We start from the raw sequence: 19,559 nt of genomic DNA on the forward strand, positions 1-19,559 counted from the left end.
TATATAAAAGCACCCCATCGCCAAAAGGCGAATGCAGTGGGGATGATGTTCACCTTAAGTGTTGACACAGACAGACTCAATTACGCATGTTGTCCGGCAGTCGCAGGCTGGGACTCAAGCGCAGCATTTCCAGCCCGGTGTCGACCCAGCGCTCGGCTTCCAGGTGCAGCTCAAAGCTCTCGGGGGCCAGCAGCCATTGATAAAGCATGCCATCGATGTAGGCATGAATGCTCACCGCCGCACGCTCGGTATCGAGGTTTTGCGGCAACTGTCCACGATTCACTGCATTACGCAATGCCAGCGCGATACGCATGTTGCAATCCAGACTGACCGTGCGACGTTGTTGGCGCAGATCACACATTTCATCTGTGAACTCACACTTGTGAAACAGAATCTCATTGATGCGGCGGGTCTTCGGGTCCAAGGCAACTTGATGAAACAAATGAACCAACAGCTTGCGCATGCAGCCCAGCGGATCTTCTTCGTCTGCACTTTCGCTCGCTCGCGCCATCTCATCCAGCGGCTCGCGCAGACTGTCGAGCATGGCCTGCACCAGGTCGGCCTTATTGCTGAAGTGCCAATAGATGGCGCCCCGGGTCACCCCGGCCAAAGTGGCGATGTCCGCCAGCGTGGTGCGTGCGACACCCCGCTCGTAAAAGGCTTTCTCGGCGGCTTCGAGTATCTGGTTGCGGGTTTCTTGCGCTTCCTCTTTCGTGCGACGAACCATGGCAGTAAAACCTCAATCAGGAATGCTTCAGCGATGCCTGAACATCTTCTGAACAAATGTGGGGATCACCTCTTACGGGCCTGGTCCCCGGCCTACAATTCACACCTTGAAACAGCTCTGGTAACCGGGTGGCTACGCGGTCAAGGGTATTTACAAACAACCATGAACGTAAGTATATTCCTTAGCAAGCTACTTATCCACTCACCGCGATTTTTTCACCTTTCCACTTTTCTAGTGCGCATTGTGCGCGCCTGACCCGAGGATCTTCATGCAATTCAAGCCAGCTGTTACCGCTCTGGTCACTGCCGTCGCCCTGGCATCGCTGCTCAGCGGATGTAAAAAGGAAGAGGCGGCTCCTGCTGCACAAGCCCCTCAGGTCGGCGTCGTTACCCTGCAAACCCAAGCCTTTACCCTGACCTCCGAACTGCCAGGCCGCACCACGGCCTACCGCATCGCGGAAGTTCGCCCACAGGTCAACGGCATCATCCTCAAGCGCCTGTTCAAAGAAGGCGCTGAGGTCAAGGAAGGCCAGCAGCTCTACCAGATCGATCCTTCGGTCTACCAGGCCACCTTGAAAAGCGCCGAAGCCAATCTGCAATCGACCAAGTCGATTTCCGATCGCTACAAGCAACTGGTCACCGAACAAGCCGTCAGCCGCCAGGAGTACGACACCGCCCTGGCCAACCGCCTGCAATCGGAAGCCTCACTGCAGACTGCCCAGATCAACCTGCGCTACACCAAGGTGCTGGCACCGCTGACCGGTCGTATCGGTCGCTCCAACGTCACCGAAGGTGCGTTGGTGAGCAATGGCCAGGCCGATGCCATGGCTGTAATCCAGCAACTGGACCCGATCTACGTCGACGTGACCCAGTCCTCGGTGGAACTGCTGGAATTGCGCCGCGAGCTGGAAAGCGGTCGCCTGCAGAAAGCCGGTGAAAACGCCGCGATGGTCAAGCTGACCCTCGAGGACGGCAGTGAGTACAAACGCCAGGGCAAGCTGGAGTTCTCCGAAGTCTCGGTCGATGAAGCCACCGGCTCCGTGACCTTGCGCGCCGTATTCCCCAACCCTGATCACACCCTGCTGCCAGGCATGTTCGTCCACGCCCAGTTGCAAGCCGGGGTCAACGCCGCCGCCATCCTGGCGCCGCAACAAGGCGTGACCCGTGACCTCAAAGGGTCGCCGACCGCGCTGGTAGTGGGCCCCGACAACAAGGTCGAACTGCGCCAGCTCAAGGCCAGCCGCACCGTGGGCAGCCAATGGCTGATCGAAGATGGCCTCAAGGCAGGCGATCGCCTGATCACCGAAGGCCTGCAGTACGTCAAGCCCGGCGTTGAAGTCAAAGTCAGCGAAGCGACCAACGTAGCCGCGAAAAACCCGGCCCCTGCCCAGGCAACAGACAAAGCTGCAGGCGGCAAAGGGGAGTAAACCATGTCGAAATTTTTTATCGACCGTCCGATTTTCGCCTGGGTAATTGCCCTGGTGATCATGTTGGTCGGGGCTCTCTCGATCCTCAAGCTGCCAATCAACCAATACCCGAGCATCGCGCCACCGGCGATCGCCATCTCTGTGACCTACCCAGGTGCTTCTGCACAGACCGTGCAGGACACCGTGGTCCAGGTGATCGAGCAGCAGCTCAACGGTATCGACAACCTGCGTTATGTGTCCTCGGAAAGTAACTCCGACGGCACCATGACCATCACCGCGACCTTCGAGCAAGGCACCAACTCCGACACCGCCCAGGTCCAGGTGCAGAACAAACTGAACCTGGCCACCCCGCTGCTGCCGCAAGAAGTGCAGCAACAGGGGATCCGCGTCACCAAGGCAGTGAAGAACTTCCTGCTGGTGATCGGTGTGGTGTCGCGTGACGGCAGCATGACCAAGGACGACCTGTCCAACTACATCGTGTCCAACATGCAGGACCCGATATCCCGGACCGCCGGCGTCGGCGACTTCCAGGTGTTCGGTGCCCAGTACGCCATGCGTATCTGGCTGGACCCGGCCAAGTTGAACAACTTCAACCTGACCCCGGTGGACGTCAAGGCCGCCGTTGCGGCACAAAACGTCCAGGTCTCGTCCGGTCAGCTCGGTGGTTTGCCGGCCCTGCCCGGCACCCAACTGAACGCCACGATCATCGGCAAGACCCGCCTGCAGACTGCCGAGCAGTTCAAGGAAATCCTGCTCAAGGTCAACAAGGACGGCTCCCAGGTTCGCCTCAAGGATGTCGCCGATGTTGCCCTGGGCGGTGAGAACTACAGTATCAACGCCCAGTTCAACGGCGCACCGGCCTCCGGCCTTGCGGTGAAACTGGCCACCGGCGCCAACGCGCTGGATACTGCCAAAGCCCTGCGCAACACCATCGAAAGCCTCAAGCCGTTCTTCCCTGAAGGCATGGAAGTGGTCTTCCCGTACGACACCACCCCGGTGGTGACCGAATCGATCAAGGGCGTAGTACACACCCTGGTCGAAGCGATCGTGCTGGTGTTCCTGGTAATGTTCCTGTTCCTGCAAAACTTCCGCGCCACTGTCATCACCACCATGACCGTGCCCGTGGTACTGCTGGGTACCTTCGGCATCCTCGCGGCGTTCGGTTTCAGCATCAACACCCTGACCATGTTCGGCATGGTCCTGGCCATCGGCTTGCTGGTGGACGACGCCATCGTCGTGGTGGAAAACGTCGAACGGGTGATGAGCGAAGAAGGCCTGTCGCCCAAGGAAGCCACCAAGAAGTCCATGGGCCAGATCCAGGGCGCACTGGTGGGCATTGCCCTGGTACTGTCGGCAGTACTGCTGCCGATGGCGTTCTTCAGCGGCTCCACCGGGGTGATCTACAAGCAGTTCTCGATCACCATCGTCTCGGCCATGGCCCTCTCGGTGCTGGTCGCCCTGATCTTTACCCCGGCCCTCTGCGCCACCATGCTCAAGGCCATTCCCAAGGGGGAGCACGGCACGCCCAAGCGTGGATTCTTTGGCTGGTTCAACCGCAACTTCGATCGCGGCGTACGCAGCTACGAGCGTGGCGTGGGCAACATCCTCACGCACAAGGCTCCGTACCTGCTGGCCTACCTGATCATCATCGTCGGCATGATCTGGCTGTTCACCCGCATCCCGACCGCGTTCCTGCCGGAAGAAGACCAGGGCGTTCTGTTCGCCCAGGTCCAGACCCCAGCCGGTTCCAGTGCCCAGCGCACCCAGGTGGTGGTCGATGAAATGCGCGAATACCTCCTGCGTTCCGGCAAGGACGGCGGTGAAGGTGATGCGGTTGCCTCAGTGTTCACGGTCAACGGCTTCAACTTTGCCGGCCGTGGCCAAAGCTCGGGTATGGCGTTCATCATGCTCAAACCGTGGGATGAGCGTAACGCCGACAACAGCGTGTTCAAGGTCGCGGAACGGGCCCAGCAGCACTTCTTCACGTTCCGTGATGCCATGGTGTTCGCCTTCGCCCCGCCTGCGGTACTGGAGTTGGGTAACGCCACCGGTTTCGACGTGTTCCTGCAGGACCGCGCCGGTATCGGTCACGAGAAACTGATGCAAGCGCGCAACCAGTTCCTCGGCATGGCCGCACAGAGCAAGGTGCTGTCCCAGGTGCGTCCTAACGGCCTGAACGACGAACCGCAGTTCCAGTTGGAAATCGACGATGAGAAAGCCAGCGCCCTGGGCGTGACGCTGACGGACATCAACAACACCCTGTCGATTGCCCTGGGCAGTAGCTACGTCAACGACTTCATCGACCGTGGTCGGGTGAAGAAGGTCTACATTCAGGGCGTGCCGGGTTCGCGGATGACCCCTGAAGACCTGAAGAAGTGGTACGTGCGCAACAGCCAGGGGACCATGGTGCCGTTCTCGACCTTCGCCAAGGGCACCTGGATCTACGGCTCGCCGAAACTGGCGCGTTACAACGGCGTCGAAGCCATGGAAATCCTCGGTGCTCCGGCCCCGGGCTATTCCACCGGTGAAGCCATGGCTGAAGTCGAAGCCCTGGCCAAGAAGCTGCCAGCCGGGGTAGGTATCTCCTGGACCGGTCTGTCCTACGAGGAACGCCTGTCGGGTTCCCAGGCGCCAGCCCTGTACGCCCTGTCGTTGCTGATGGTGTTCCTGTGTCTTGCGGCGTTGTACGAAAGCTGGTCGATTCCGATCGCGGTGATGTTGGTGGTGCCGCTGGGGATCATCGGCGCCCTGCTCGCCACCAGCCTGCGCGGCCTGTCCAACGACGTGTACTTCCAGGTAGGCCTGTTGACGACCATCGGTCTGGCGGCGAAAAACGCCATTCTGATTGTCGAATTCGCCAAGGAACTGCATGAACAGGGACGCACCCTGCGTGACGCTGCCATCGAAGCCTGCCGGATGCGTCTGCGACCGATCATCATGACCTCGCTCGCGTTCGTCCTGGGTGTAGTGCCACTGGCGATTTCCACTGGCGCCGGTTCGGGCAGCCAGCACGCCATCGGTACCGGGGTGATCGGCGGTATGATCACCGCTACCGTCCTGGCCGTGTTCTGGGTACCCCTGTTCTTTGTCACCGTGTCATCCATGGGCCAGCGCAAGACCGCCAAGCCGGATGACGCCACCGAAACTCCTAAAGAGGCTGGCCAATGAGCAAGTCGCTACTCTCCCTAGCCGTCGCCGCGTTCGTGCTCGGTGGCTGCTCACTGATACCCGATTATCAGCAGCCCGAGGCCCCTGTGGCCGGGCAGTACCCGCAAGGGCCGGCTTACTCGCCGGCCCAGGCGCCGAACCAGGCCGCTGCCGAGCAAGGCTGGAAGCAGTTTTTCCATGACCCTGCCCTGCAGCAGCTGATTCAGACCGCGCTGGAAAACAACCGCGACCTGCGCGTCGCGGCGCTGAACATCGACGCCTATGCGGCCCAGTACCGCATTTCCCGCGCCGACCTGTTCCCCGCTGTTTCGGCCAATGGCAGCGGCAGCCGCCAACGCCTGCCGGCGGACGCCTCGCAAACCGGTGAAGCCGGGATCAGCAGCTCCTACTCGGCGACCCTGGGTGTCAGCGCTTATGAACTGGACCTGTTCGGGCGCATTCGTAGCCTGAACGAGCAAGCGCTGCAGACCTACTTCGCCACTGAAGAAGCCCGGCGCAGCACTCAGCTCAGCCTGGTGGCCAACGTGGCCAACGCCTACCTGACCTGGCAGGCTGACAAGGAACTGCTGAAGCTGACGCAGGACACCCTCGCCACCTTCGAAGAAAGCTACCGCCTCACCGCGCGCAGCAACGAAGTCGGCGTGGCCTCGGCGCTGGACCTGAGCCAGTCGCGCACCTCGGTGGAAAACGCCAAGGTGCAACTGGCCAGGTACACCCGCCAGGTCGCCCAGGACGAGAACAGCCTGGCGCTGCTGCTGGGTACCGGCGTGCCGGCCAACCTGACCGCGGCCAAGCCCTTGGCCGACGACCTGCTCAGCGAAGTACCGGCCGGCCTGCCTTCGGACCTGCTGCAACGACGTCCGGACATCCTGGCCGCCGAGCACAACCTCAAGGCTGCCAACGCCAACATCGGCGCGGCGCGGGCTGCGTTCTTCCCGAGCATCAGCCTGACGGCCAATGCCGGCACGCTGAGCCCGGACCTGTCCGGCCTGTTCAACGGCGGTTCGGGGACCTGGTTGTTCCAGCCCCAGATCAACCTGCCGATCTTCAACGCCGGCGCCCTGAGTGCCAGCCTGGATTACTCGAAAATCCAGAAAGACATCACCGTTGCGCAGTACGAGAAGTCGATCCAGACCGCCTTCCAGGAAGTCTCCGACGGCCTCGCCGCACGCCAGACCTTCAACCAGCAGTTGCAGGCCCAGCGTGACTTCGTCCAGGCCAACCAGGATTACTACCGCCTGGCCGAGCGTCGCTACCGCATTGGTGTCGACAGCAACCTGACCTTCCTCGATGCCCAGCGTCAGTTGTTCAGCGCGCAACAATCGCTGATCACCGATCGCCTGTCGCAACTGGTCAGTGAAGTGAACCTGTACAAGGCCCTGGGTGGCGGCTGGAATGCCCAGACCGCGAAGAATGAGCCCCTGCCAGAAGTCGCACCGAAGCTGAAGATGTTCTGATCAGCCCGATGCGCGCCAGGCTGATCCCTGGGCCTCGCGAAAATCCGCAATCCCTTCAAGGATTGCGGATTTTTTATGCCTGTTGCACAGATCGCCTCACATCCGTGCCAGCGCCTGGGCCAGGTCGGCGCGCAGGTCTTCCACCCCTTCCACCCCAACCGACAACCGCACCAGCCCGTCGCCAATCCCCAGTTCTGCCCGGGTGGCCGGCGGAATGGTGGCGTGGGTCATGATCGCCGGATGCTCGATCAGGCTTTCCACTCCGCCCAGGCTCTCGGCCAGGGCGAAGATCTGCACCGCCTCGAGAAACCGCCGGGCGCCGGCCAGGTCACTGTTCAAGTCCAGGGCAATCATCCCGCCGAAGCCGCGCATCTGGCGCTGCGCCAGTTCGTGCTGGGGGTGGGACGGCAGCCCGGGATAATAGACCCGCGCCACCTGCGGCTGGCGCTCCAGCCATTGCGCCAGGTCCAGCGCGTTGCTGCAGTGACGCTCCATGCGCAAGGCCAGGGTCTTGACCCCGCGCAGGGTCAGGAAGGCGTCGAACGGCCCGGCAATCGCGCCCACCGCGTTTTGCAGGAAACCCAGGCGCTCGGCCAGCTCAGCGTTGCGCCCGACCACTGCAATGCCGCCGATCACATCGGAATGACCGTTCAAGTATTTGGTGGTGGAGTGCAGCACGATATCGAACCCCAGCTCCAGCGGCCGCTGCGTCCACGGGCTGGCAAAGGTGTTATCGGCGACGCAGATAATCCCCCGCGCACGGCAGATACGCGCGATGGCACTGAGGTCGCTCAGGCGCAGCAAGGGATTGCTCGGTGTCTCGACCATGACCATCCGCGTGTCGTCCTGCAACGCCGCTTCAAAGGCTGCCAGGTCGGTCAGGTCGACGAAGCTGAAACGATGCCCGGCGCTGCGCTGGCGCACCTTGTCGAACAGGCGGAAGGTGCCGCCGTACAGGTCGTTGCCAGAGACAATGTGCGCACCGGCATCCAGCAACTCAAGCACCGTGGAAATAGTCGCCAACCCTGAGGCGAAGGCGAACGCCTGGGTGCCACCCTCCAGGTCCGCTACGCAGCGCTCCAGGGCAAACCGGGTGGGATTGTGCGAACGGCCGTAGTCGAACCCCTTGTGCACGCCGGGACTCTGCTGCAAATACGTAGAGTTGGCGTAGATCGGCGGCATCAGCGCCCCGGTGGTCGGGTCCGGCACTTGCCCGGCATGGATCACCCGGGTAGCGAAATCCTGGGGCGCGGCGGTTTTATCCTGATGACTCATGCAAGGGATCTCCGTAGATGATTGAGCAGGTCGACGCGGGTAATCAGGCCGTGGAAGCCTGACGCGTCGGCGATGATCGCCACCAGCCCGCGGTCGAGCTCGGCCTGCAACTCGGCCAGGCTGGCAGCGGCTGGCAGGGTATGCAACTGGGTGGTCATGGCCGAGGCCACCGACATGCGCAAGTGCGCCGCGTCCTGGTGCACCCCCAACAACACATCGGACTCATCCAGCACGCCCACCAGGCGCTGGCCGTCGACCAGCACCGGCAACTGCGACACATCCGCCAGGCGCATGCGCTGGAAGGCCGTCAGCAGCGTGTCGTCGGGGCCGACGCTGATCACCCGGCCATCCTCGAAACGGCGGGCGATCAGGTCCCGCAGGTCGCCGTAGCGCTTGCGCTGCAACAAGCCCTGATCGGTCATCCACTGGTCGTTGTAGACCTTGGACAGGTAGCGGGTGCCGGTGTCGCAGACAAAGCTGACCACCCGCTTGGGCTCGGTCTGCTCGCGACAGTAGCGCAAGGCCGCCGCCAGCAGCGTGCCGGTGGACGAGCCGCCGAGAATGCCTTCGGCGCGCAGCAACTGGCGGGCATGGTCAAAGCTTTCTTCATCGCTGATCGAGTAGGCCTGGCGCACGCTGGACAGGTCGGCGATCGACGGAATGAAATCCTCGCCGATGCCCTCTACCGCCCACGAACCGGGGGTGCCCAGGGTGCCGCTGCGGCTGTACTCGGCCATCACCGAACCGACGGGATCGGCCAGCACCATGGCCAGGTCCGGCTGTACGCGGCGGAAAAAACGGGTCAGTCCGGTCAGAGTACCGGCCGAGCCAACGCCCACGACTATGGCGTCCAGGTCATGCTGGGTCTGTGCCCAGATCTCCGGTGCGGTGCTGCACTCATGGGCCAGCGGGTTAGCCGGGTTATTGAATTGGTCGGCAAAAAACGCCTCGGGGATCTCCTGCGCCAGCCGTGCAGCGACGTCCTGATAGTACTCGGGATGCCCCTTGCCGACATCGGAGCGGGTGATGTGCACCTCGGCCCCCATGGCCTTGAGGTGCAGCACCTTTTCGGTGGACATCTTGTCCGGCACCACCAGCACCACCCGATAACCCTTGGCGCGACCAACCAGGGCCAGGCCCAGCCCGGTATTGCCGGCCGTGGCCTCAACGATGGTGCCACCCGGGCGCAGGCGACCATCGCGCTCGGCGGCGTCGATCATCGCCAGGCCGATGCGGTCCTTGATCGAACCACCGGGGTTCTGCGACTCAAGCTTGAGGAACAGGGTGCAAGGGCCGGTATCGAAGCGGCTGACCTGCACCAGGGGGGTATTGCCAATCAGTTCAAGTACCGCGGGACGGGAGTTGCTGGGCATGTCTTCACCTCGTTGCGCAAATCCGCACTGGATGGACAACAGCTACGACCAGGCCTGGCCCCTCATGCGCCGGACCTGCCTCGCAAGGACCATAGGCCCGGATCCCTGCCCTCGCAAGCCTGCGCAGCCGACCGGCACTTCACGCGCGTGCCCCGCCCCCTTTCAACCCAGATTGATGCGCTACAATGGCCCGACCTGCTGAACCCTTGGAAGCGGTGGCACACTCAGGGAGACAGCCCAAGGACATTGAACGTAACGCGCCCACCGCGTGCTCCCCTCCTACCCCGTACCGGCCACCTCGCCCCCATGAAAATGTTCTTCACCTTTGCCGCTGTGCTGACGCTGGCCCTTGGCCTCAGCGGCTGCATCGGCCCGCCGATCGCCCTGACACCCCAGACCGAGCAACGCTTGGCAGCGTCTGCGCCCATCCGTTTTCTGCTGACCTTCGACGATGGCCCCAGCGCCTCCGGCTGGGCCAACCCGAGCCGGGCCGTGCTGGAGGTACTGGCCAACAACTCGATTCAGCCGGGCATCAAGGCGGTGTTCTTCGTTCAGACCCGCGCACCACGGGCCGGTGGCAGTGAACGAGGGCGCAAAACCATGCTGCGTGAACACGCGGCCGGCCACATCCTGGGCTTCCATACCGCCACGCCGTGGCACAGCAACCATCGATCCCTTGATCCGCCAGCACTCGAACAGTCACTGACCTGGGGCACCGCCGACATCCAGGCGATCACAGGCAGCGCACCGACCCTCGTGCGCCCACCATTCTGGAGCTACGACGCGCGCACTTTCGCCGCCTATCAACGGCATGGCCTGCACATTCTGCTGACGGACTTGAGCGCCAATGACGGCAAAGTGTGGGGCATCACCGCCAGCCCTCGCCGCCGGGCCAACCTGCTCAAGCAACTGTCAGAGACCCGCGAGCGGATTGCCAAGGGTGAGTTGCCGGTCGTCGATGGGGTGATTCCGGTGGTGGTGACCTTTCACGACCTCAACCGCTACACCGCCCGGCACATGGCCGAGTACCTGCAGATCCTGCTCGACAGTGCCGAACAAACCCACGTGCCCCTGGCAGCCAAGCCGTTCTACGAAGATTCGGCCGCCTTGCAGCGCGCGGCCATGGCCCGCACCCTGCGCGATGCCCATGAGCCCGCGCGATTGCCCGGGGCGTGGAACTGGATCTGGGGCCGCGACAAGCACTGAGTCTGCCGCAGGTTCCAGCGCCTCAGTTGGCCCGCAGGAAGTTCAGCACGCCGTTGCTGAACGCATCGCCGGCCTGCACGTTGGACAGGTGCGCGCCATAGAACTCGGCATAGTGCGCACCTGGCACCCGCTGCTCGATGAAGTGTCCACCGGCCGGCGGCGTAACCGCATCTTCAGTGCCGGCAATCACCAGTGTCGGCACCTGGATTGCCGCCAGTTGCTCGCGGAAATCGGCATCCCGTACCGCCGCGCAATTGGCCGCGTAACCTTGTGGCGACGTCGCAGCCAGCATGTCGGTGATCCGCTTGGTCGCCGTCGGATTGGCCGCGGCGAAATCGGCGGTGAACCAGCGGGCGATGGAGGCATCGCGCAGGGCAACCATCGCCGCCGCACCGTCGCGCAGGACCATCTCGATGCGTGGGTTCCAGATGGCCGGCTCGCCAATCTTCGCCGCGGTATTGCACAGCACCAGTGACAGCAGGTGCTCGCCGGCATTGATCGCCAGCCACTGACCGATCAAGCCGCCCATGGACAGGCCGCAGAAATGCGCGCGCTCAACATGCAAGGCGTCCAGCAGGGCCAGCACGTCCCGGCCCAGTTGCTCGATGCTGTAGGGGCCCGGCGTCACCAGCGAACGACCATGGCCACGGGTGTCAAAACGTAATACCCGAAAATGCTCGGCAAATACCGGTAACTGCCCATCCCACATGTGCAGGTCAGTGCCCAATGAGTTGGACAGCACCAGCACCGGGGCGTGTTCGGGTCCGTCGAGTTGGTAGTGCAGTTCGCCGTCAGCCAATTGTATAAATGCCACAGATTTCTCCTTGAGACCGCCAGGGCCAGGTATTCGGTCAGCGCACGCCGGGTTCAGGCGCACACCACGTCGTGCAGATAGGCCGTGTCCTCAGACCCGTTCGATCGCCAGCGCCAGGCCTTGCCCCACCCCTACACACATGGTCGCCAAGGCTTTTTTGCCGCCGGTTTTTTCCAGTTGATGCAGGGCCGTCAGCACCAATCGCGCCCCGCTCATGCCCAACGGATGCCCCAGGGCAATAGCGCCGCCGTTGGGGTTGACCTGCGCCGCGTCATCGGCCAGGCCCAGCTCACGCAGGACCGCCAGGCCCTGGCTGGCAAAGGCTTCATTGAGTTCGATCACATCGAAATCACTGATCGCCACGCCAAGGCGCTCGATCAACTTGCGCACCGCCGGCACCGGGCCGATGCCCATGACCCGAGGGGCCACACCGGCACTGGCCATGCCCAGCACTGTGGCCCGCGCGGTCAGGCAGTGTTTTTTCACCGCCTCGGCGGACGCCAGGATCAACGCCGCCGCACCATCGTTGACGCCCGACGCGTTGCCGGCGGTGACGGTTTTATCCGGGCCATTGACCGGCTTGAGCTTGCCCAGGGTTTCCAGGGTGGTGTCGGCCCGGGGATGCTCGTCCTGCTCTACCAGGCTTTCGCCTTTCTTGTGGGCAATACGCACTGGGATGATTTCTTCGGCGAAGTAGCCTGCCGCCTGGGCCGCCGCAGTTCGTTGCTGACTGCGCAGGGCAAAGGCGTCCTGATCCGCGCGCGACACCCCGTAGTCGTCCGCCACGTGGTCGGCGGTCTGTGGCATCGCGTCCACGCCGTACTGGGCTTTCATCAAGGGGTTGATAAAGCGCCAGCCAATGGTGGTGTCTTCCAGCTTCATGCCGCGCGCGAACGCCGCGTCGGCCTTGCCCATGACAAAGGGCGCGCGGGACATCGACTCGACGCCGCCCGCAATCGCCAGCTCCATTTCGCCGCTGGCAATCGCCCGGAAGGCGGTGCCAATGGCATCCATGCCCGAAGCACAGAGACGGTTGAGGGTCACCCCGGGAATGCTCGGCGCTAATCCCGCCAGCAACAAGGCCATGCGCGCGACGTTACGGTTGTCTTCACCGGCCTGGTTGGCGCAGCCGAGGAACACCTCGTCCACCGCGCTCCAGTCAACGCCCGGGTTACGCTCGATCAAGGCCTTGATCGGCACCGCGGCCAGGTCGTCGGCACGCACGCTGGACAAACCGCCACCAAAACGGCCGATGGGGGTGCGAATCGCGTCGCAGATATACACCTCACGCATCATGCTTCTCCCGGTGCCTGGCCGTGGGCGGCCGCGGTCCGTGCTTCCAGATCACGCAGGGCTGCCAGCTCGACGGCTGTCGGCTCGGCGGTCTGCTGTACCTGCTCGGCAAAACGGATGGCCCAACCGGTGGCCGCTACCACTTGCTCGCGGGTCACCCCCGGGTGCAGCGCCGTGACCACGAACTCATGGGTGCCGGCTTCCGGCTCCATGATGCACAGGTCAGTGATGATGCCCACCGGCCCCGCCCCTGGCAGGCCGAGACGCTGGCGCGAGTCGCCGCCTTCGCCATGACCGACCGAGGTAATGAAGTCCAGCTTGTCGACGAACGAACGGGCCGACTGCTTGAGAATGATCAGCACGCTTTTCGCCGAACCGGCGATCTCCGGTGCGCCGCCGGCGCCCGGCAGGCGCACCTTGGGCTGATGGTAGTCACCGACCACCGTGGTGTTGATGTTGCCGAAACGGTCGACCTGCGCCGCGCCGAGGAAGCCGACATCAATGCGCCCTCCTTGCAGCCAGTAACGGAAAATCTCACCGGTAGGCACCACGGTGTCAGCGGTTTGCGCCAGCTCGCCGTCACCGATGGACAGCGGCAGCACGCTGGGCTTGGCGCCAATCGGGCCCGATTCGTAAATCAGCACCACGTCCGGCGAGGACGTCAGGCGCGCCAGGTTGGCGGCTTTGGAGGGTAAACCGATGCCGACGAAGCACACCGAACCGTTCTTCAGGCGGCGGGCAGCGGCCACGGTCATCATTTCATGGGTGGAGTAGGTCATTATTGGGCCTCCGAAGCACGCGCCAGCTTGGCCTGGAATTCACTGAAGTCAGCGCTGCCGTGGATGTACTCGTTGATCCACGCGGTGAAGGTTTCACGGTCGCGGGCAATCGGGTCCCAGGCTTGGTAGAAGCGGTTGTCGCGCTCGGTGTAACCGTGGGCGTAGGACGGATGCGCACCGCCCGGCACATGACAGACCGCACTCAGGGCCCAGGTCGGCAGGACGCAGGCATTCATCGGCGCCTTGAGGTCGTCGACAATTTCTTCGACGGTGACGATGCAACGCTTGGCCGCCAGTGCCGCTTCCTTTTGCACGCCAAGGATGCCCCAGAGCAACACGTTGCCCTTGCGGTCGGCCTTTTGCGCATGGATCACCGTCACATCCGGACGCACCGACGGCACCGCCGCCAGCACTTCACCGGTGAAGGGGCACGTCACGGTCTTGATCAGCGGGTTGACCTTGGGCAGGTCGGAACCGGCGTAGGCACGTAGTACCGCAAACGGCAGGCCAGAGGCGCCCGCGACGTAGGCATTGGCCAGGTCAGCGTGGCTGTGTTCTTCGATTTCCAGCGGGTGGGGCCATTGCTTCTCAACGGCATCGCGCAGACGGTGCAGCGAACCCACGCCAGGGTTACCGCCCCAGGAGAAAATCAGCTTGCGTGCGCAACCGGCACCGATCAACTGGTCGTAGACCAGGTCGGGGGTCATGCGTACCAGGGTCAGGTCTTTCTTGCCTTGACGAATGATTTCATGACCCGCTGCGGTTGGAATCAGGTGAGTGAAGCCTTCGAGGGCGATCGTGTCGCCATCAGTGACGAATTGCTTCACTGCATCGTGCAGCGAAAGGATTTCTGCCATGGGGGTGGACTCCCGAGCTTCAGTAAACCGACGTGGAGGACGAGGCGCGATGTGCGGCGCCGGATTGACTGAAGAGTAAGCCGCGAAAAAACCTCAAACAATCCGATAATCGACTAAGTGTTCGTTTATCGAACAGATTGTTGTCAGCCTATCGATCCGTCCAGGACACGTCGTGTCGGGATGGGTTTATCCAACAGCTCAGGCGAACAGCTGGGCGCTCAGTTCACGGCTGGCACTCAGCAGGCCCGGGAGAAACCGCTGCTCCAGCTCGTTGCGACCGACGCGCCCGGCATGGGTGCTGACGTTCAGTGCCGCCAACACCTGGCCCGAGGCGTCGTACACCGGCACGGCGATCGAACGCAGGCCCTGCTCCAGTTCCTGGTCGACAATGCACCAGCCTTGCTGGCGGACTTCCTGCAGGCACTCGAGCAACGCTTCGGGGGTGTGCAGGGTGCGGCTGGTCTTGGCCTGCAGGTCGGCGTGTTCGAGGTATTCACGCAACGAAGCGTCATCCAGCGCCGCCAGCAGGATGCGCCCCATGGACGTGCAATAGGCCGGCAGGCGCCCACCGACCGACAGGTCGACCGAGATCAGGCGCTGGGTGGTCGCCGAGCGGGCGATGTAGAGAATGTCATTGCCTTCGAGCGTGGCCATGTTGCAGGCCTCGTGCAATTGCTCGCTCATACGGTCCAGGTAAGGCTGGGCCGAGACCGCCAAGGGGGTCGACGACAGGTAGGCATGGCCCAGGGTCAGCACCTTGGGCAACAGCGAGTAGGTTCGCCCATCGGTGGTGGCGTAGCCGAGCTTGATCAGGGTGTGCAGGCAGCGGCGCACCGCAGCCCGGGGAATTTCGGTGCGATGGCTGATCTGGGCAATGGTCAGGTGGCGCTTGCGCTCCTGAAAGGCTTGCACCACGGCCAGGCCACGGGCCAGGGACGTCATGAAATCCGGGTCACCGGTAAGCGCCTGGATCCGCTTGGCGGGCGAAGCGACAATCGGCGGCGCGGCTGAAGTGAAGGCATTGCGCAATTGATCGTTCATTTCAGGTCGGTCCCCAAGGTTCGTCGGCTATTACAGGCTGCTCCCGAGCACGTGTACAAGCCATGGGCAGGCAACTTTGGGCGATTATCGAACCGCCTGCCGATAATCGCAATCTCTGCGCGTATCGCCAAAAGCCTTGTCCACTGCGGGCTGCACCCAATAAGAGAGGCTGACTTTAGAGCGGGTGTTCTTATCAGACTTTCATACTTGTCCCTGGATAAGCGCGTGAGTGCCCCCACCTACACACTTGAGCTGTATGAATGACGCCAGAAAACTACGTCTGTTGTAAGGGTTGAAAATCAACCCAGGTAACAAAACATTTTTACTGGGGCCAGGAACATTTAACTTGTTGGCGATAGGCAGCGCTCGATTGAACGCTATAATGGCCACAGTGATGCCACCCGTTTTTCCTCGACAACGGATCCCATCACCCAGGCAACGCAAGGCGTTGGCCCCGCTGCCTGTTGGCAAGCGCTAGACGCGCATCTCGAATGCCCGGCCCATGCGCTTGCAGGAAACCAGAAGACTGATGCTACCTCAGTGATTCTTCTCTGGTGCTGTGGCCGCCTGCAACAAAGGTGCTGTCAGCGCAGTGCGCTCATGATTCAAGTAGTTTTGGCTACTTGCATGACGACGCCTGTGATCAACAGCTTCCATGCAGCGCGTTTCACCAGAGTTTATTTCAACTTGATTAGGTAACACTGTGACGAAAGACGAACTGCGCGCCGAACTTGAGCGCCAGGAACAACGTTACAAGGACGTGTACGGTGGTGAAGTCACCACCTACGCCGCTCAGCCCGAACCAGAACGCAAACCATGGCGTAAACGCGCCAGCGTCCAGGACCAGGCGTTTAGCCAAGAGCTACAGAAGATGGAAAAAGACCTCAAGGCCGAAGAGCCCTAGCGCCAACGCTTGAGTGGTTCCCAGAACCTGCCCTTGAACCCAGGGGCAGGTTGCGCTGTGACTGCGCCTGCTGAAGGCAGGTGCGTGCCCTCCTTGCCCCTCGGATGAGGTCATTAGCTGCAAATCTGACCATCATTTCAGAAGTTTCATACAGCGCTACTCCCCATTTGCCGAAGGGACGAAAAGCCCTATTTCCGGCACGACACCCAATAAAATCAAGGGGTTAAAAACCCTACGCCCAAGCTGCGGCTTAGGGTCTTGTTACAAACTAATTGAATGAATCGTGTTGCCGATGAGCACCTGATGCATCGATTAACCATCTTTTCTGGCATAATCGCGCCCCCTTATGACCGGGTCAGAAAACCTTCATGATCGATTTATTCAGCGGACTGGATGCTTGGGTGCTTGTGAGCCTCTTGCTCGCCCTGGCCTTTGTCCTCGCCTTCGAGTTCATCAACGGCTTTCATGACACCGCTAACGCGGTAGCCACTGTTATCTACACCAAGGCCATGCCGCCCCACCTGGCGGTGTTCTTCTCCGGTGTATTCAACTTCCTTGGCGTGTTGCTGGGCGGCGTGGGCGTGGCGTATGCCATTGTCCATTTGCTGCCCGTAGAACTGTTGATCAATGTGAACACCGGTCACGGGCTGGCAATGGTGTTCTCGCTGCTCGCGGCGGCCATCACCTGGAACCTGGGCACCTGGTACTTCGGTATCCCGGCCTCCAGCTCCCACACCCTGATCGGCTCGATCCTCGGTGTCGGCCTGGCAAACGCCCTGATCAACGACATTCCACTGGTTGACGGGGTGAACTGGCAGAAGGCTATCGATATCGGTGCCTCGCTGGTGCTCTCGCCCATGGCCGGTTTTGCCGTGGCCGCCCTGATATTGCTTGGCCTCAAATGGTGGCGCCCGCTGTCCAAGATGCACAAGACCCCGGACCAGCGTCGCAAGATCGATGACAAGAAGCACCCGCCGTTCTGGAACCGCCTGGTCCTGGTGATTTCGGCAATGGCGGTGAGCTTCGTGCACGGCTCCAACGATGGCCAGAAAGGCATCGGCCTGATCATGCTGGTGTTGATCGGTATCGTGCCGGCGCAGTTCGTCCTCGACCTGAACAGCACCACCTACCAGATCGAGCGGACTCGCGATGCGACCCTGCACCTGAGCCAGTTCTATCAGCGTAACGAGGCCACCCTGGGCGAGTTCCTGGCCCTGGGCAAAAGCGTGAAGGAAGACCTGCCGGAGAAATTCCGTTGCAACCCGCAACAGACCGAACCGACCATCAGCGCGCTGCTGGGCACCCTCAAGGGTGTAGCCGACTACCACTCGCTGCCGCACGAAAGCCGCATTGAAGTACGTCGCTACCTGCTCTGCCTGGATGACACCGCGAAGAAAGTCGGCAAGTTGCCTGGCCTGGACGCCCGTGAAAAGGCCGACCTCGACAAGTTGCGCAAAGACCTGACCGCCACCACTGAATACGCGCCATTCTGGGTGATTCTGGCAGTCGCCCTGGCACTCGGCCTGGGCACCATGGTTGGCTGGAAGCGCGTGGTTCTGACCATCGGTGAGAAGATCGGCAAACAAGGCATGACCTACGCACAGGGCATGTCGGCCCAGATCACCGCTGCGTGCATGATCGGCATGGCGAACATCTTCAGCCTGCCGGTATCGACCACCCACGTCCTGTCGTCGGGTGTCGCCGGCACCATGGTCGCCAACAAAAGCGGCCTGCAAGGCGGTACCGTGAAGACCATCCTGCTGGCCTGGGTCCTGACCCTGCCAGCCACAGTGGCCCTGTCCGCCGGCCTGTTCTGGCTGGCCTCGAAGGCCCTGGGTAGCTGATTCACAGCGGCACAAAAAAGGCGCGCCCTCCTGGAGGTCGCGCCTTTTTTATTGGAAATCTCAGCCGCTCAAACCATCAGCGTTTGCTCGCCTGCAGCTTTTGATCGTGATCCACCCGCCCCATCGTCAGGATGGTGCAGCGCAGCAAAGCCGCCGTTACCGCAGCAACGGATGCCCCCCCAAAAAAGCCAGGATCAGAAGGTCGCAGCCTTCGGCAGCTCCTACAGGTCAACAGCCCATTCCCCAGGCAAAAAAAAAGGGCAACCGAAGTTGCCCAAAATGCCTTGCGTGCTCGTGCTCCCAGAAAGACCTAAGGCTTTTTGCGCTTATGTGAGTCTTTCCAGATAAAAAATCCAAACCCAACGAAAAACAGAACCATGAGGCTGACGGTCAGCACTCCGGCGATCACCACATTGTCGAAAAACATGACCAGCCTCCTGTGCTTGCCTCGTTGCGATAGAGCTAAGTTAACCAATCGGGCACAGGAGAAAATTGACCGGGATCAATGTCGCCCAAGACAGGGCGTAAAGGCGGGGGAATAACTGATCTGCGTCAACAGATACAGGGAGGTTCAACGCTTTTTCGGTTTGTTCTTCGGCTTTTTCTTCGCCTTGCCCAGCGGCATGGCCTGCTCGAATGCCTGGCGCACTTCGTTCAGACGCTTTTCATTGAGGTCATGCACACGCTTGGCGCGCTCGGTGTTGAGATCGATCAGCTTGTCGTCTTGGCTCATGGCGTGGCTTACGTCTTCCAGTTCAATACAGGCGCGGCACAGCGACCTACGTCACCCTGCCCCGCTCAGGGTTGACCAATAATGCGGCCTCCGGCCAACGAAGACCAGTCACCTGGCAACGCAACAAAGGCGGCTCGCCGTTCAAACCTCGATATCGACCCACAGGCCCTGGCGCGGTTGATCGTCCATCACCGCCACCACGGGCACCGTGTTATCGGCATTCAATTCGTCGCCTGGTACCGCCAGCGGCTCTTGCGGATTGTCGTCGGCTTCGCGGCGGCGTTTATCACGGGCCAGTTGGCGCCGCTGTTGTTCGCGCAGCCCCATCGCCGCCTCCTCGGGATCGCGCTGTTGCAGGTCAATCGTGCTTTCACTGGAGCTCGGTTGCACCGGCGCCACTGGCATGATGTCCGGGCGCGGCCGTACCGGGTCCTGCTGGGAGGTGATCGGCACGGCACTCAAGGGGAGCATGGGTGGCAGCATGGTAAGGGTCTCCTGTCGGCAGGCTGTCGGCTGTTTGACCAGCGACTTGAGCCATCGGTCGTAAACTTGTGAGCCAGTTGGCACTCACAATCGCCAATCGGCTCGATGCGCTACCGTAAGACTAGTAGTTTTTATGAGAGTCCTTTGGCTCTGAAGGCAGCGATCCGTTAAGATAGTCG

17 protein-coding genes are annotated in these 19,559 nt (G+C 61.8%); 6 read left to right on the forward strand and 11 right to left on the reverse strand.

Features of this window, described 5'->3' with window-relative positions; translation table 11 throughout:
- Positions 1 to 76 precede the first annotated feature (76 nt).
- On the reverse strand, positions 77 to 727 hold the full coding sequence (emhR, locus tag AACY45_RS19025; protein WP_339546878.1) for an efflux system transcriptional repressor EmhR: 651 nt from the start codon (positions 725 to 727) through the stop codon (positions 77 to 79).
- Between the two features lie 268 nt (positions 728 to 995).
- Here emhR and emhA point away from each other — a divergent pair, with 268 nt between their 5' ends.
- Genes emhA through AACY45_RS19040 form a run of 3 tightly spaced genes read left to right on the forward strand, consistent with a single transcriptional unit; the run spans position 996 to position 6,778 of the window.
- Positions 996 to 2,153: an efflux RND transporter periplasmic adaptor subunit EmhA gene (emhA, locus tag AACY45_RS19030; RefSeq protein ID WP_339546879.1), complete on the forward strand. Its 1,158-nt coding sequence runs from the start codon at positions 996 to 998 to the stop codon at positions 2,151 to 2,153.
- A 3-nt stretch (positions 2,154 to 2,156) separates the two neighbouring features.
- A complete protein-coding gene (emhB, locus tag AACY45_RS19035; protein ID WP_339546880.1) occupies positions 2,157 to 5,321 on the forward strand; it encodes an efflux RND transporter permease subunit EmhB in 3,165 nt (1,054 codons plus the stop codon).
- Positions 5,318 to 6,778 carry an AdeC/AdeK/OprM family multidrug efflux complex outer membrane factor gene (locus AACY45_RS19040; RefSeq protein WP_339546881.1) on the forward strand — a complete coding sequence of 487 codons (1,461 nt, stop codon included), beginning with the start codon at positions 5,318 to 5,320 and terminating at the stop codon, positions 6,776 to 6,778. The genes emhB and AACY45_RS19040 overlap by 4 nt, the downstream gene beginning before the upstream one ends.
- Before the next feature lie 96 nt (positions 6,779 to 6,874).
- Here AACY45_RS19040 and AACY45_RS19045 read toward each other — a convergent pair whose 3' ends face one another.
- Both AACY45_RS19045 and AACY45_RS19050 read right to left on the reverse strand, forming a co-directional pair.
- Positions 6,875 to 8,053 carry a trans-sulfuration enzyme family protein gene (locus AACY45_RS19045; protein ID WP_339546882.1) on the reverse strand — a complete coding sequence of 393 codons (1,179 nt, stop codon included), beginning with the start codon at positions 8,051 to 8,053 and terminating at the stop codon, positions 6,875 to 6,877.
- Positions 8,050 to 9,426, reverse strand: coding sequence for a cystathionine beta-synthase (locus tag AACY45_RS19050; RefSeq protein WP_339546883.1), 1,377 nt, complete (start codon positions 9,424 to 9,426; stop codon positions 8,050 to 8,052). Before AACY45_RS19050 ends, AACY45_RS19045 begins: the two co-directional genes overlap by 4 nt.
- A 306-nt stretch (positions 9,427 to 9,732) precedes the next feature.
- On the opposite strand from AACY45_RS19050, the gene AACY45_RS19055 reads away from it, so the two are divergent.
- Positions 9,733 to 10,632, forward strand: a complete 900-nt coding sequence (locus AACY45_RS19055; protein WP_339546884.1) for a polysaccharide deacetylase family protein — start codon at positions 9,733 to 9,735, stop codon at positions 10,630 to 10,632.
- Between the two features lie 22 nt (positions 10,633 to 10,654).
- On the opposite strand, the gene pcaD is transcribed toward AACY45_RS19055, so the two are convergent.
- The 5 genes from pcaD to pcaR form a co-directional block, all read right to left on the reverse strand.
- On the reverse strand, positions 10,655 to 11,446 hold the full coding sequence (pcaD, locus tag AACY45_RS19060) for a 3-oxoadipate enol-lactonase (protein ID WP_339546885.1): 792 nt from the start codon (positions 11,444 to 11,446) through the stop codon (positions 10,655 to 10,657).
- Positions 11,447 to 11,536: 90 nt separating this feature from the next.
- Positions 11,537 to 12,742 (reverse strand): 3-oxoadipyl-CoA thiolase, encoded by a 1,206-nt coding sequence (gene pcaF, locus AACY45_RS19065; RefSeq protein WP_339546886.1) that lies wholly within the window; start codon positions 12,740 to 12,742, stop codon positions 11,537 to 11,539.
- The gene (locus AACY45_RS19070) at positions 12,739 to 13,521 is read right to left on the reverse strand and encodes a CoA-transferase subunit beta (protein WP_339546926.1); all 783 of its coding nucleotides are present in this window, start codon (positions 13,519 to 13,521) and stop codon (positions 12,739 to 12,741) included. Before AACY45_RS19070 ends, pcaF begins: the two co-directional genes overlap by 4 nt.
- On the reverse strand, positions 13,518 to 14,375 hold the full coding sequence (locus tag AACY45_RS19075) for a CoA transferase subunit A (protein WP_339546887.1): 858 nt from the start codon (positions 14,373 to 14,375) through the stop codon (positions 13,518 to 13,520). The genes AACY45_RS19070 and AACY45_RS19075 overlap by 4 nt, the downstream gene beginning before the upstream one ends.
- Before the next feature lie 198 nt (positions 14,376 to 14,573).
- Complete coding sequence (pcaR, locus tag AACY45_RS19080; RefSeq protein WP_339546888.1) at positions 14,574 to 15,416, reverse strand: pca regulon transcriptional regulator PcaR; 843 nt, start codon at positions 15,414 to 15,416, stop codon at positions 14,574 to 14,576.
- Positions 15,417 to 16,119: 703 nt separating this feature from the next.
- On the opposite strand from pcaR, the gene AACY45_RS19085 reads away from it, so the two are divergent.
- Together AACY45_RS19085 and AACY45_RS19090 are read left to right on the forward strand one after the other, a co-directional pair.
- Positions 16,120 to 16,320, forward strand: a complete 201-nt coding sequence (locus AACY45_RS19085; RefSeq protein WP_095167007.1) for a hypothetical protein — start codon at positions 16,120 to 16,122, stop codon at positions 16,318 to 16,320.
- Positions 16,321 to 16,688: 368 nt separating this feature from the next.
- Positions 16,689 to 18,164 carry an inorganic phosphate transporter gene (locus AACY45_RS19090; RefSeq protein ID WP_339546889.1) on the forward strand — a complete coding sequence of 492 codons (1,476 nt, stop codon included), beginning with the start codon at positions 16,689 to 16,691 and terminating at the stop codon, positions 18,162 to 18,164.
- A gap of 310 nt (positions 18,165 to 18,474) precedes the next feature.
- Here the strand turns inward: AACY45_RS19090 and ccoM are convergent, their stop codons facing one another.
- The 3 genes from ccoM to AACY45_RS19105 form a co-directional block, all read right to left on the reverse strand.
- Positions 18,475 to 18,591 carry a cytochrome c oxidase subunit CcoM gene (gene ccoM, locus AACY45_RS19095; protein WP_305886485.1) on the reverse strand — a complete coding sequence of 39 codons (117 nt, stop codon included), beginning with the start codon at positions 18,589 to 18,591 and terminating at the stop codon, positions 18,475 to 18,477.
- A 144-nt stretch (positions 18,592 to 18,735) separates the two neighbouring features.
- On the reverse strand, positions 18,736 to 18,897 hold the full coding sequence (locus AACY45_RS19100; RefSeq protein ID WP_007906621.1) for a hypothetical protein: 162 nt from the start codon (positions 18,895 to 18,897) through the stop codon (positions 18,736 to 18,738).
- A gap of 141 nt (positions 18,898 to 19,038) precedes the next feature.
- On the reverse strand, positions 19,039 to 19,380 hold the full coding sequence (locus tag AACY45_RS19105; protein WP_339546891.1) for an aspartate-semialdehyde dehydrogenase: 342 nt from the start codon (positions 19,378 to 19,380) through the stop codon (positions 19,039 to 19,041).
- Positions 19,381 to 19,559: the final 179 nt, after the last annotated feature.

Source organism: Pseudomonas sp. RA_35y_Pfl2_P32 (assembly GCF_963970735.1).
In the GTDB taxonomy this organism is placed as follows: domain Bacteria; phylum Pseudomonadota; class Gammaproteobacteria; order Pseudomonadales; family Pseudomonadaceae; genus Aquipseudomonas.

Bases quoted from the DNA above. Each gene is read 5' to 3' on its own strand.
- emhR (WP_339546878.1), bottom strand. From the start codon at position 727: ATGGTTCGTCGCACGAAAGAGGAAGCGCAAGAAACCCGCAACCAGATA.
- emhA (WP_339546879.1), top strand. From the start codon at position 996: ATGCAATTCAAGCCAGCTGTTACCGCTCTGGTCACTGCCGTCGCCCTG.
- emhB (WP_339546880.1), top strand. From the start codon at position 2,157: ATGTCGAAATTTTTTATCGACCGTCCGATTTTCGCCTGGGTAATTGCC.
- AACY45_RS19040 (WP_339546881.1), top strand. From the start codon at position 5,318: ATGAGCAAGTCGCTACTCTCCCTAGCCGTCGCCGCGTTCGTGCTCGGT.
- AACY45_RS19045 (WP_339546882.1), bottom strand. From the start codon at position 8,053: ATGAGTCATCAGGATAAAACCGCCGCGCCCCAGGATTTCGCTACCCGG.
- AACY45_RS19050 (WP_339546883.1), bottom strand. From the start codon at position 9,426: ATGCCCAGCAACTCCCGTCCCGCGGTACTTGAACTGATTGGCAATACC.
- AACY45_RS19055 (WP_339546884.1), top strand. From the start codon at position 9,733: ATGAAAATGTTCTTCACCTTTGCCGCTGTGCTGACGCTGGCCCTTGGC.
- pcaF (WP_339546886.1), bottom strand. From the start codon at position 12,742: ATGATGCGTGAGGTGTATATCTGCGACGCGATTCGCACCCCCATCGGC.
- AACY45_RS19075 (WP_339546887.1), bottom strand. From the start codon at position 14,375: ATGGCAGAAATCCTTTCGCTGCACGATGCAGTGAAGCAATTCGTCACT.
- pcaR (WP_339546888.1), bottom strand. From the start codon at position 15,416: ATGAACGATCAATTGCGCAATGCCTTCACTTCAGCCGCGCCGCCGATT.
- AACY45_RS19090 (WP_339546889.1), top strand. From the start codon at position 16,689: ATGATCGATTTATTCAGCGGACTGGATGCTTGGGTGCTTGTGAGCCTC.
- ccoM (WP_305886485.1), bottom strand. From the start codon at position 18,591: ATGTTTTTCGACAATGTGGTGATCGCCGGAGTGCTGACCGTCAGCCTC.
- AACY45_RS19100 (WP_007906621.1), bottom strand. From the start codon at position 18,897: ATGAGCCAAGACGACAAGCTGATCGATCTCAACACCGAGCGCGCCAAG.
- AACY45_RS19105 (WP_339546891.1), bottom strand. From the start codon at position 19,380: ATGCTGCCACCCATGCTCCCCTTGAGTGCCGTGCCGATCACCTCCCAG.